Below are 14555 nucleotides of genomic sequence, written 5' to 3' on the forward strand. Positions count from 1 at the left end.
ATGCAATTTAAAAAACTATTCCTTCTTCTTGTCTTGTGTCAATTATTGAGTTGTAGCAATAAGTCGGACCTTACCAAAAAGAGTACACTCAATCAGAAAGCGACATTAGGGTTAACTTCTGAGCGAGAACATGAAATAAGAGAAAAAGTAGAAGACATGTTAGATACGATGTCTTTGTCTACTAAAGTAAAAACTTTGGTTGGAGAGTCATCAACACCTTTATTAAAACACGGAGAAGCTATTTCTGGCTATAATATAAAAGGAGCAACCACCTTACCTCAACAAATAGGAATCTCTTGTTCTTGGAACCCTGAGTTATTGAAAACGAATACAGGATATACCTCAAGAATGATGAGATCATTAGGAACAACTTTGGCACTTTCTCCAATGTTGGATGTAAGTAGAAATGCCAAATGGGGTAGAATGGAAGAAAGTTTTGGGGAATCAGAGTATCTTACAGCTAGAATGGGTTTGGCTTTTATAAAGGGAATGCAAACGGATGATCTAAGCAAAGGTGTAGCGACAACTACCAAACATTTTGCGGGTTATGGTGGAAAGAACCAAAACGATTACGAATTTTTAGAAGAAATATTAATGCCACATGAAGTGGCAGTACGTTTGGGTAATACGCAATCACTAATGCCTGGCTACCATGCCTATAAAAATATTCCTGCACACGCCTCTTCTTTCCTTCTAAAGGATATTTTGAGAGAAAATTGGGGGTATGACGGTATTGTCGTCTCAGATTATTTTGCGGTAAAACAGATCTTTACCTCTTATAATTATGCGAAAAATAAACTAGATGCATTGGTTATTGCTTTAAAGAATGGGGTTGATTTAGAATTACCTTTTGGAGATTGTTACCAGCTTATTCCGGAAGCTTTAGAAAAGAACTTGATTACGATGGAGGAGGTCAATACTTCTGTACGCCGTATTCTAACATTGAAAGGTCGTTTAGGCTTATTGGATGGACCTTTGGTAATCAACGATACAATAGCTTTGGACAGTAAGTCCTTTAGAAATAGAGCTTATATTGCAGCAACTCAGTCGATCGTATTACTAAAAAACAACGGAATTTTGCCTTTAAAAAATGACCTTAAAAAGGTGGCATTAGTTGGCCCAAATGCGGCTTCTGTAGAATCTTTATTGGGTGATTATACTTATCAATCACTAAAACTATATTGGGATAAACAGCCGATTGACCGACATAATCCTGAGTTGATCACATTATACGATGGATTGCAAAAAGCGATAGGACAAGAAGTAGAAATCCTATATGAAAGAGGTTGCGATTGGATGGTAAAGCGTAAAGACCCATCAAAAAAAGCAAAAAGTGTGATTGGTGACGAGAGAGAAAAAAATGTAGTAGAGTTGCACCAAGATCATGTGACAGATTATAAAAAAGCGATCCGTTATGCTGAAGAGAGTGATATCATTATTGCTGCGATGGGAGAGAACAGGTACTTATGTGGTGAAAGTAGAAGTAGAAATGATATTCGATTGGCAGGGGAGCAGGAGCAATTTGTCAAAGACTTGATTAAAACAGGGAAACCAGTAGTGTTAATCATTTTTGGAGGAAGGCCTCATGTTCTTACAGCAGTGGAAAAAGGTTGTTCAGCGATCATTCAAGCTTGGTATCCAGGAGAAGAAGGTGGAAATGCAGTTGCTGATATACTAACAGGTAAAGTAAATCCTTCAGCTAAAATGACGGTTACGGTGCCTAGAACAAACGAACAATGTCCAATTTGGTATGGTCAGAGGTATAAAAACAAAAAACCATTGTATCCATTTGGTCATGGGTTATCATATACTACTTTTTCTTATGATGAGTTTGAAATTTCAGATCAGAATAAGACATCGTCTAAATGGATCACTGTAAGTTGCAACATCACAAATACAGGCCAGAGAGATGGGGTTGAGATTCCGCAATTATACATTTCTCCTAAAGGTTTATCTATGCCAAGGCCTACATTATCATTGCAAGGATTTACAAGAGTGGCCTTAAAAAAGGGAGAATCTAAAAGAGTTACTTTCCAAGTATCACCCGAACAATTTGCTTTTTATAATCAAGAGATGAGTCAGGTCATTGAACCGGGAACCTATGAGTTTTTAATTGGGGCATCCTCTACAGACATAAAATTTTCTAGCTTAATAGAGCTCAAAGGTGAGGAGATAAAATTACCACTAAAGAATATATTCTTTTCAGAAACGCTAATAAACTAACATGAAAAATTACCTTCTTTTTGTCTTATTTATCCTTTTGAATAACAGTCTATCGGCACAACAGGTTACCGGTGAACTTAAGGTATGGCATACTGTTACTATCACTTTCGATGGACCAGATACTTACGAAAAGGATCCTATCAATCCTTTTTTAGATTATCGCTTAGACGTTACATTTTCGAATGGAAAAGAACAATTTGTAATACCTGGTTTTTATGCAGCTGATGGAAATGCAGCAGAAACTAGTGCAGATAAAGGAAACAAATGGAGAGTGCGCTTTACACCAAATGATATTGGAGAATGGTCTTACCATGCGACTTTCATTAAAGGTAAAAACTGTGCTGTTGCTGAAGATATATCTTCCTTTCAAAAAGTTAAGCTCGATGGTGAAAAAGGGAACTTTCATATTTTAGCATCTGATAAAAAGGGAGTTGACTTAAGGAAAAAAGGTAGGCTAAAACCTTCTAATACCCATTATTTACAGTTTGAAGGAACAAAAGAGTATTTTATTAAAGGAGGAGCGAATAGTCCAGAAGATTTATTAGGGTACTTTGAATTTGATGGAACTCCTCAAAAACATCGATTTGAAAAACACATGCCAGAATGGACAGATGAAGATATCACTTGGCAAAATGGAAAAGGAAAAGGTATTATTGGTGGACTAAATTACCTTTCATCTAAAGGAATAAATACGGTATACTTTCTGACGATGAATGTAATGGGTGATGGTAAAAATGTTTGGCCTTGGACGGAAGAACATGAACGCTACCGTTTCGATGTCAGTAAGCTAGCACAGTGGGAAATGGTATTTTCTCATATGGATAAGAAGGGATTAGTAAAACATGTCATCACCCAAGAAACAGAAAATGAATGCCTATTGGATATGGGTTATACGGGGATTCAAAGAAAACTATATTACCGAGAATTAGTTGCAAGGTTTGCTCATCATCCAGGAATTATTTGGAATATGGGAGAGGAAAATGGAATTACGCACTGGTCTCCTGTTGGACAAACAGAAAAGATGCGTATTAAAATGATCGAATATATGAAGGGTTTGGATCCTTACGGCAATACTATTGCGATCCATACTTTACCTACTGAAAAAGATCATGATCGTACAGTTACACCTTTACTAGGCAATAAGTCTTTAGATGGGCTTTCATTTCAAATTCACAACTTATTCCATACGTATGAAACGACATTAAAATGGAGAGAGGTCTCTGAATCTTCGGGGAAGAAGTGGGTAGTATGGTTAGATGAAATTGGCCATGCTGGCAAAGGAGTATTACCCGATAATTTTCCTGCTCAACAAGATACAGTCCGCAAAGAAGTCATTTGGGCAAACCTGATGGCCGGCGGAGGTGGAGTTGAACATTACTTTGGATATAAGTATCCGCATAATGATCTGAATTGCGAAGATTGGCATACAAGAGATAGAATTTGGGATATGACGTTTTATGCTACAGACTTTTTCCAGAAGTACCTGCCATTTACAGAAATGAAAGCGGATAATAGTCTTATCGATACAAAAGATAGTTACTGTTTTGCATTAACAGGTCAGGTATATTGTATTTATCTCAAAAATGGAGGCCAACCAACTATCGATTTGTCAGATGCCCCGTTTAACTTTTCAGTGAATTGGTATAATCCAAGAAAAGGAGGAGAGTTAATTAAATCGAAGATCAAAAAAGTTAAAGGCGGACAAAGGGTTTCATTGGGAGCTTCTCCAACTTTAGATGAAGATTGGGTGGTTTTGGTGAGGAGAATAAATTAAGGTTAATTTTTATTTCATGAAATAAATGACTAAATAGTAATGTCGAAACAAAACTAGAATAATCAACTTGACTATGGTTTTACTCTTTTAAATTCATTGAGAATGAAAACTTATAGTTGTGTACTTTTATTATCAGTACTTTACGGGTTATTCAGTTGTACAAATCAAACATCTTCTTCTTCAAAAACACCACTTACCCTCAAAGAGGCTTATAAGGATAAATTTCTTATAGGTACTGCATTAAATACGGACCATACCAATGGTTCAGAAAAATCAACAACTTTATTAATAGAAGAACAATTTAACTCCATTGTTGCCGAAAATTGTATGAAACCTGAGGAGGTACACCCTTCAGAAAATATCTACGATTTTAGGAAAGCAGATCAATTTGTAGAATACGGTGAGAAACACAATATGTTTATCGTGGGGCATACATTAATATGGCATTCTCAGGTACCAGATTGGTTTTTTGAAAATGAAGATGGAACAACATGTTCAAGAGAACGTTTGATAGAGCGTATGCGAGAGCATATTTATACAGTAGTAGGTCGTTATAAAGGACGAATCCATGCTTGGGATGTTGTTAATGAGGCCATTGATGATTTAGAAGGCTTAAGAAAAAGTAAATGGTATCAAATTATAGGAGAAGATTATATAGAACTTGCCTTCCAATTTGCCCACGAAGCAGACCCTAATGCCGAGTTATATTACAATGATTATTCATTGATATTATCACATAGAAGAGAGGAGGCGGTCAAACTCATCAAAAAATTACAAAAAAAAGAGATTAGAGTTGATGGTATCGGAATGCAAGCGCATTATGGTTTAGATTATGTGAAAATTCCTGATTTTGAGAGAAGTATTACCGAATTTTCAGCACTAAATATAAAGGTAATGCTAACAGAATTAGACATTTCTGTCTTACCATTTCCTACAGAAAAAATTTCAGCAGAGATATCTCAGAAGTATGAAATGTTACCAGAGTTTAATCCCTATACCGATACACTTCCAGATAGTATACAGCAACAGTTAGCACAAAACTATGTTGATCTTTTTAAGGTGTTATTGAAATATGAAGATAAAGTAAGTCGAGTAACATTTTGGGGTGTAAATGATGAACATTCTTGGAGAAACGATTGGCCAATAGAAGGAAGAACGGATCATCCTTTATTGTTTGATCGAAACAATCAGCCTAAAGAAGCTTATTATTCAATTATTGAATTAGGCGAAGCGGTAAACAATACAAAAAAACAGGTACTATAAGCCATTGTTTATATTAATACCATGATCACGGTCCTCATCATGGATAATGATGTGTTTCATTTTTTTATCTATTAATTTCTCAGTATTATTATAAAAATATGAAATGAACCGTGATCTCTTTTTTTATTTAATCAACGATTACTACTTAGACTATATATGAAGTATTATGTACTATTTTTTATTCTATTACTATCGTCTAGGATCGCAATATGCCAACAAAATGAATTCATAAAATTAAATTTGAATACAGATGGAAGGCCAATAACAGATATAAATTTAGACGATGAAGGCTTTTTGTGGGTTGGAACTTTTGGAAATGGAATTTATAAATACGACGGACTGAACTATGAGTTGTTCAATAATTCATTTAACGATTCCTCTAAGCTTAATGATAATTTTGTGAGATGCTCTCTAATTGATAGGGACAAAAACTTATGGGTTGGAACAAATAAAGGAATTAGTATTTACAGTAAGGAAAACAATCACTTTAAGTCCATTTCAGTGGATGATGAAAGAGATGTAGTGACTTTTGAGATGATTGAAACGAAAGATCAATCACTACTATTATGTACCAATTCTAAAGGTCTTTACCAGAAGACATTAGACAATAACATTATTTACTACCCAATAGAGATTGCATTAGAGGAATACTTTAAGATCAATTCAATTGCTACAAAAAATTATAGTGATTATTACTTAGCAACAAATCAAGGATTGTTTGTTTTTAATGATCAGAATAAAACGTATAAAAGGCTGAACCTAAAAGAGGTAGATGCCAATGTAAGTATTCAAAAAGTACATATAACTCCATCCGGTCATCTTTGGATAGGCACGGTTGAAAAAGGAGTGTATGTGGTTGATTTAAAGAATAATACTACCCGAAAATATCCTATTACAAATGCTAGAGTGATGGACTTTAGTGAAAGTAAATGGGGAATTTTTGCAGCAACAGAAAACGATGGGGTTTTTATCTTTAAGGAAGATGGAACCTACAAGCATCTTGAAGCTGATGCAAAAAAAGAAAATGCCTTAGCATCCAATTCTGTTTGGTCGATACATACTGTGGATCAGACTATTGTTCTTATGGGATATTACGAATTTGGGCTAGGCCTATTTGACCCTAATTTTTATAAGTTCAATCAATTAACACATGATCCGTACAATAAAAATTCTTTAGGAACGTCTTCTGTCAATAGTATCGTTATCGGTAAAAATAATGTCTTGTGGATAGGACAAGATGGAGGAGGTATAACGAAATATGAAAAGGATAATGAGAAGTATACGGTCATTAACACGTTACACCATAATCTAGTAAAAGGGTTAAAAAGTGATGCCGTTCAGGCACTATTTAGGGATAGTAAAGGACAAGCTTGGATCGCTACTTGGGGGAATGGCATTTATCATTTACCAAAAGGGCATGACCGTTTTACTAACCTCACTAAGGCTAATTCAGGACTGTCTTCAGATAGGATTATTTATTTTGATGAAGATACAAAAGGTAGAATTTGGATCGCTACTTTCGATAGGGGAGTTTGTTATTACGACCTGTTAGATAACATGGTACACTATCCAAATAACGGGGACTTTGTATCGACAAGTTTATCAACAAAAGATGTGAGAAAAGTCCTTGTAGATGACAAGGATAATGTTTGGGTTGCATCAACAGAAGGTCTATTTTTTATCAATACGGCTAGTACTCCTTTTAAAGTGAAAAGAGTATTACAAGGACAATTAGGAGGCGATAATATTCTATCCATTTATATCAGTAATGACAACCAACTTTGGATTGGTACAGATGGCGGTGGACTGTATAGTTATGATTTGGACTCTAATAAATTAACTGCCTTTAATGGTAGTGATAAAATCAATAGGAGAGTAATTTGTGGCATCGTTGAAGATAATTCAGGTAATATATGGGTTACTAGTAAGAATGGAATAGGTGTTATTCAAAAATGGAACAATTCCATCAGATATTTTTCGCAGAAAGACGGTTTAGTTTCTGAAAACTTTAATTACAATGCTGTCACTTTCGATAGTACTTCCAATACAATTTATGCAGGTTCTATCAAGGGACTTAATTTTATCAATACTTCGATTATTAGGCCACAGGAATGTGAAGCAAAAATTTTCCTGAACTCTATCAATATTCATCAAACCAATTTTCAAGATGATCAACATAAAGTAAGGAAGAAAATTAGTACTGGCGACAAGATTATCTTATCTCAAGAAGAGAATATCTTTTCTATTGATTTTACGGGTATTGACTTTCCTTATTCGGATAAAATCAATTTTGCTTATTATCTAGAAGGACCTGAGAAAACATGGAATTATGTAGGAGCAAACCGTAGTGTCACCTATACGTCCTTACCCAAAGGAGATTATGTTTTTCATTTAAAAGGAATGGATAATAATGGAGTTTGGTCTGAAGAAAAAACGTTAGAAATTGAAGTACTCCCTTATTGGTACCAATCAAATCTAGCGATTGGAGTTTACGTCCTCTTATTTTTACTTGGGTTATATATTTTGAATAGCTTAATGAAAGCGAGAGTAAGAATATTGGAAGAAGCGAAAGGGGAAAGAGAAAGACGTTTACATGAAGAAGAACTTACAAAAGCTAAACTTCGATTCTTTACCAACATATCTCATGAGTTTAGAACACCGCTGACTTTGATATTAAATCCCATCACTGATATGTTGTCAGGGCAATATTCGACTCAACAGTTAAAAGAGAAGAATATATCAATTTATCGTAATGCCTTAAGATTGAAGCATTTGATTGATGAATTGATGGATTTTAGAAAATTGAACTCAAAGAAAATAAGTTTAAAAGCACAGTTAGTAGATCCAATCGAAATCATTGAAGAATCTATTTTATTCTTTGAAGAGGAAGCTGAAAGTAGAGAAATAAATATTTCTATTATCAAAGAATATAAGAAAGAACTGAAAGTATATCTTGACGAAAGTATGATTGAAAAAATCATCTTTAATCTATTCTCAAACGCTTTTAAGCTAATGGAGAATGAAGGAGAAATTACAATTTACCTATCTATCATTGGCAATTATTTCAGGTTATCTGTGGAAGATACAGGCCCTGGTATATCTGAAGAAAATTTAGATAAAGTATTTGATAGGTTTTATCAGGTAGATTCTGTTCAAGATGCCTATTATGGAGGTACTGGTGTAGGATTGGAAGTCGTTAAACAATTTGTAGATCTACATAAAGGGAAAATATCGGTAGAAAGTACTTTAAATGTTGGAACTACTTTCCATCTAGATTTTCCTATTGGTGAGGAGCATTTATCTGAAGATCAGAAATACCAGACAGAGAGTATTGTAAGGAAAAAATACACACTTCCAGTAAATGATCTCAAATCTAAAAGTCAAAATGAGACATCGTCTTCTTCTAAGAAGCAATCTATATTATTGGTAGAAGATAATTACGAACTGAGATCGTATTTAAAGGAAGTACTATATCTGAATTATAATATTTATGAAGTCAATGATGGAATGGCTGCATTGGATTTATTAGAAAATAAGCCAATTGATATAATTATCTCAGATGTCATGATGCCGAAAATGAATGGTTTTGAGCTTTGTAAAAATGTAAAGAGTAACTTAAAAATCAGTCATATTCCACTTATTCTTTTAACAGCAAAGAATGATCAAGAGGATAAAATAAAGGGCATAGATTTAGGAGCAGATGCATATATTCAAAAACCTTTCGATTTAGAATTGCTTCAGGTAACAATAAAACAGCTACTTAAATCAAGGCAGATCTTGTTTGATAAATTTATTGGAAAGTTTCAGGAAAATGATTTTGAAACTGAGAACACCACCAATGTAGACAAAGAGTTTTTGAAAACGATCACAGACTATATTTATGAGAATATCTCTGATTCCAATTTAAATGTTGAACAATTATCAGAGGTGTTACATCTGAGCAGAAGCCAATTGTACAGAAAAATCAAAGCATTGACGGGTTTAACGGCAACAGTATTTATAAAAAGAATACGATTGGAAAAAGCAAAACAGATGATTCTTTCTGGGAATTCCAATATCAGTGAAGTTGGGTATCAAACAGGTTTTTCATCTCCTTCTTATTTTTCAAAATGTTATAAAGAGTACTTCAATATCTTACCAACGCAAGAAGTAAAGAATATAGAGGTCTAAGGAGATTACCATTGATCAAAAGGGTACTTATTAATTAAATAGCTCGATGATAAGTCGGGTTATTTTTTTGTATTTACCACATGTAGTTGAAAACAGTATCTTATCAGATTTCATGAAATAAAAGATATGTTGCATCAAATAAGACAAATGATGCATCATATGTCAGAATCAACATTTTTACCACAAATAGCTTCATTTTTTTTATATGTATTAAGTACGATTAATCAAATTGCAGTATGAAAAAAAAGTCAAGCGAACAAAATGTTCACTCTAGGAAATTAGTAGTACTAGAGGTCTTGGTTATTACTAGTTTAATTGGTCTAATCATTTTAATAGTAACAATTACTTAAAAGTTAGGCCAATAGTTTCGACACAATTTGATGCCCTACGGCAATTTTTTTACTTAAAAACCGAAATGAAAATATTATGAAAAAGACTGATACTTAAACAAAATTTCAAACTCTCATTTATGCTATCTCTAACTATTCGCTATAGTTTAATATATAACATATTTCTATAGTATCTGATGAATTTAATCTAGAAAATGAAATGAACAATTATTTACTTAGAGTGGGTGTACCTCATAAAGTACATCTAATGCTTACTCTATTTTGCTTTCTTCTTTTTCCTAAATTACTCTGTGCTCAAGACTCACGAATTATTAAAGGAGTTGTAGTTGATAACAATAACAGCCTACCTCTTCCTGGTGTAAATGTTTATATAGTTGGAACTACCGTTGGAACAATCACCAACTTTGATGGGGAGTATTCTCTGGAAGTTCCTTCTGATAAAACTGAGCTAGGGTTTCGATATATAGGTTACATAGATCAAACAGTAACGATCGGCAACCAAAAGAAAATTGATATTTCTTTGAGTGAAGACGTGATGCAATTAGAAGAAATTGTTGTTGTTGGATATGGTACACAGGAAAGAGCCAAAGTAACAGGTGCAATTGCAACGGTTGATTCAGAAACGATTACTTCTACTCCTGTATACACTGCAGATCAGGCTTTACAAGGTAGAGCAACGGGTGTTTCTGTAACGAATAACGGTTCTCCAGGTAGCGACCCTATTGTACAAATTCGTGGTGTTATGGGTACAAGTGGAAATAACCCTCTGATTGTAGTGGATGGTATCATTGTACAAGGTTTAGGAGATCTGAACCCTGCTGATATTGAAACGATGTCGGTATTAAAAGATGCATCTACAACGGCAATTTATGGTGCTCAAGGTGCAAATGGTGTAGTTGTAATTACGACAAAGAAAGGAAAGTCAGGTGATATTAAAATCGATATCGATGGTTACCGAGGTGTGCAAATGGTCCAAAAGCAACACGAGGTAATGGAAAGAGACGATTATATCAACTATTCTCGCATGTGGGGTAATGCAGCACAAGGAAGACTCGAAAATGAGAAATATGCTGATATCAGTAAATATAATACGAATTGGCAAGATGAGATTTTCCAAAATGGAATCATTGAAAACTACAATGTAGGCTTATCAGGTGGTGGGGAAAACACCAATTATAGAATTAGCGGTAATTACATGAATCAAGAAGGTGTGTTGAAGAACACTGGAATTGAAAGATTTATGTTTAGATCAAATGCGAATTATACGAAAGGTAGATTGAAAGTGGCACAAACGTTTTCCGTTTCATCTACAGAGAAAAAACCTGAACAAACAAGTGCTGGACGCTCGGCTTTAGAACATGCGATAAAAATGCCTCCGTATCTTACGCCGTATAATGCTAGCAACTTAGGTGGTTTTCAAGGGACAGATATTCAGTTGGATGGGCAAGATGCTGAAAACCCAGTACGAGTTTTAGAGCATACGGAGATATCAAATAAGAGAGTGAACTTAATGGGAACATTATCTGCAGAACTCGAACTGTTCCAAGGTTTTTCGATCAAAGGACAAGGTGGTATCGACTACTTTAACTATAACAACGATTTATTCTCACCTTCTTACGATGATGGGTCGGCTCTAGCTAGACCAACAAGGTCATTAATTGAGAAGGGATATGGTTCACATGCCATGATGACCTTAATTGGTCAAGCGACCTACAACAAACAATTTGGTAAGCATAATGTAAATGCTGTTGCAGTTGTAGAACGTATTGAGAAGAAAAATATGAACGCTGGTACATCAAGCTTTAATGAGATTACCAATGAGATAAAAAATACTACAAATACAGATCTTACTGGAGGTTCTTTTACTGTAGATTATGGTAAACTTGGTTACTTAGGGCGTATCAATTATGATTATGACGGAAGGTATTTATTTGCTGCTTCCTACAGAAGAGATGCTTCGTCAAGGTTTGGTAGCAATAACCGATGGGCTGGATTCTATTCTGTTTCTTTAGGTTGGAATGTATTAGATGAAGCTTTTATTCCCGATTCAGAATGGATGTCTCAACTTAAGTTAAGAGGTAGTTACGGATCTGTTGGTAACGATAATATTGGCGATTATAGATATTCAGCATCTATTGTATCAGGGAATCACAGTTATGTTTTTAATGGTGCAAATGGGGTATATCAGGCATTTGGTACTACAGCAGGAAATTTACCAAACCCAGATTTAAGATGGGAAACCACTTATATGACGAACGTTGGTATAGACTTAGGTTTCTTTGAAGACCGACTGACTTTATCTGCCGAATATTATAAAAACGAAAGTAACGATCTACTTATCAATGTTCGACAAGTTTCTTCGATTGGTGGTGTAAATGCTACTCAGGCAAAAAATGCAGGGTCAGCTCAAGTAAGTGGTTTTGAGTTTAACTTAGGAATCAAAAACCAGGAAAAAGCACTAAAGTGGTCTACAAACCTTAACATCAGTACAATGGAAAACATTGTCAATGATTTAGGTGGAGAAATTCTTTACGAAGGGTACTATGAAAATAACGGTTCTATTTTAAGAACAATCGAAGGTGAACCTTTAAGACATTTTTATGGGTATCAGACTCTAGGGATCTTCCGTTCATGGGAGGAGATTTACACTTCACCTGTACAAACATCAAATACGGCTCCTGGAGATATTAAATTCAAGGATATTTCTGGCCCTGATGGTACGCCAGATGGTGTGATCGATCATTATGATCAGACTATAATTGGTAACCCAACACCTGATATTGTGTTTGGTTTGAATATGGATTTCAGTTACAAGAATTTTGACTTAAACATATTTTTTAATGGTACTTATGGTAACGAAATCTATAATACGACGAGATGGTATTTAGAAGGAGGCCAAAGATTCTTTAATGCAAATCCTAAGATGCTTGATGCTTGGACGCCTGAGAATCCAGATTCAGATGTACCAAGATTAAGCGAATCGGGTGATAATCTAAGAACATCTAATCGTTTTGTTGAAGATGGTTCATACCTAAGACTAAAGAATGTGACTCTAGGGTATACACTTCCAAAGAAAGTATTATCAAAATACATTTCGAGATGTAGATTCTATGTCAGCGGCCAAAATGTTTTTACAGTGACAAAATATTCTGGTTTGGATCCTGAAGTTGGAGCTGCTGCTGCAAGTGGTAACAATCCAGCAGAGACAGGTATTGACAGAGGTAATTACCCAACTCCATTGACAATTATCGGAGGATTACAATTAAACTTCTAAACAGCATGAAAAAATCATATTATATATATTCCGTTGTCTTGATGTTAGTTTTTGGGAGTGGCTGTAGTACAGATTTCCTGAATATATCTAATCCAAACGAACTAACAGAAGACACTTACTTTAAGAACAAATCACAGTTACAATCTTCTGTAGATGCTTCTTATGTAAACCTTCAATCTAAAGGATTATATATCCGTCATCTATTCTTTATGAATGATAATATGGGACATGAGGTGGAACTAAACCCCCAACATGAACCCGACAAGAGACAGTATTATAATTTTACTTTTGATGCCAATCATGAAGGAATTTTCACCTATTGGGATAACTGTTTCAGAGGTATAAATAAAGCCAACTTTGTGATATCTAATCAAGAAAAGTTCGAAAATGTATCTCAAGATGATATTGATAGAGCATTAGGCGAAACTCATTTTATGAGGGCTTTTTACTACCATTTATTAGTCACAAGGTTTGGTGGTGTGCCAATCTATTCAGAATTGACAAGTACTCCTAATCCAAGAGCGACAAAAGAGGAAGTATATCAATTTATTCTAGAAGATCTAGCGTTAGCTGCACAGCTTTTACCTGTACAAGCAAATACTGAGGGTGGAAGAGCATCTTCTGGTGCCGCGTGGGCATTAAAAGGTAAAATGCATCTATACCGTCAGGAGTGGCAAGAAGCCAAGGAAAGCTTTGAGAAAGTAACAGGTTATACATTGGTTGATGAATACAAAGACAACTTCTTAGAAGAAACAGAATATAATACGGAGTCTGTTTTCGAAGTAGGTTTTACAAGAGAGTTTGGTTGGTCAGATCAAGATACTTGGTGGGTAGAAGATGCATCGGGTATGCAGTTCGTATCTCTTAGAGGTCAAGAATATGGGTGGAATGATTGGTTTAATTCTTATCCAGGAGATGACCTATTGGATGAGTACGAAGCCAATGACCCTAGATATACTGCAAACTTCTACACTGATGGCGAATTATTTAATAATGATACAGAAGTAGTAAGCTTACCAGACCATAGAGCGGCATGGAAGAAGTACCAGAATTATTACCAAAGACCAAAAGAAGAAATTGCTTCTGGTATTAATCATAGGGTGATCCGATATGCTGATGTCTTGTTGATGTGGGCAGAAGCAGAAAATGAACTTGGTAATTCTAGTAAAGCAATTGATTTAATGAATCAGGTGCGAACAAGGGTGAGCATGCCTTTATATGGTTCTTCAGAGATGAATACCAACTATCCGGTAAGTAGCAAATCAGAAATCTTTAATGCTATTGTTCATGAACGTAAAGTAGAGTTAGCTGGCGAGCAGGTAAGGTATAATGATTTATTAAGATGGGGTTTAGCTGAGTCTTTCTTACAAGGGACAGGCTTTGTTAAAGGGAAATCAGAATTGCTTCCTATTCCTCAAAAAGAAATTGATGTTAACCCCGAAATCTCTGCAGGGGATCAAAACCCTGGATATTAATCCATGGCAAAGTGAACATACTTTTG

6 protein-coding genes are annotated in these 14555 nt (G+C 34.9%); all 6 read left to right on the forward strand.

Annotation, left to right across the window (positions count from 1 at the left end):
- The 6 genes from QL232_RS15645 to QL232_RS15670 all read left to right on the forward strand — a co-directional run bounded on the left by QL232_RS15645 (position 1) and on the right by QL232_RS15670 (position 14529).
- Positions 1-2223 carry a glycoside hydrolase family 3 N-terminal domain-containing protein gene (locus QL232_RS15645; protein ID WP_281614794.1) on the forward strand — a complete coding sequence of 741 codons (2223 nt, stop codon included), beginning with the start codon at positions 1-3 and terminating at the stop codon, positions 2221-2223.
- A 1-nt stretch (position 2224) separates the two neighbouring features.
- Positions 2225-3997 (forward strand): DUF5060 domain-containing protein, encoded by a 1773-nt coding sequence (locus tag QL232_RS15650; protein ID WP_281614795.1) that lies wholly within the window; start codon positions 2225-2227, stop codon positions 3995-3997.
- 102 nt (positions 3998-4099) lie between these two features.
- Positions 4100-5260, forward strand: coding sequence for an endo-1,4-beta-xylanase (locus QL232_RS15655; RefSeq protein WP_281614796.1), 1161 nt, complete (start codon positions 4100-4102; stop codon positions 5258-5260).
- Between the two features lie 156 nt (positions 5261-5416).
- Positions 5417-9430, forward strand: a complete 4014-nt coding sequence (locus tag QL232_RS15660) for a hybrid sensor histidine kinase/response regulator transcription factor (protein WP_281614797.1) — start codon at positions 5417-5419, stop codon at positions 9428-9430.
- A 549-nt stretch (positions 9431-9979) separates the two neighbouring features.
- Positions 9980-13054, forward strand: a complete 3075-nt coding sequence (locus QL232_RS15665) for a TonB-dependent receptor (RefSeq protein WP_281614798.1) — start codon at positions 9980-9982, stop codon at positions 13052-13054.
- A gap of 5 nt (positions 13055-13059) precedes the next feature.
- A complete protein-coding gene (locus QL232_RS15670; protein WP_281614799.1) occupies positions 13060-14529 on the forward strand; it encodes a RagB/SusD family nutrient uptake outer membrane protein in 1470 nt (489 codons plus the stop codon).
- Positions 14530-14555 lie beyond the last annotated feature (26 nt).

Origin of the sequence: Flammeovirga sp. SubArs3, from assembly GCF_947387565.1 — a bacterium.
Classification (GTDB): Bacteria; Bacteroidota; Bacteroidia; order Cytophagales; family Flammeovirgaceae; genus Flammeovirga; species Flammeovirga agarivorans.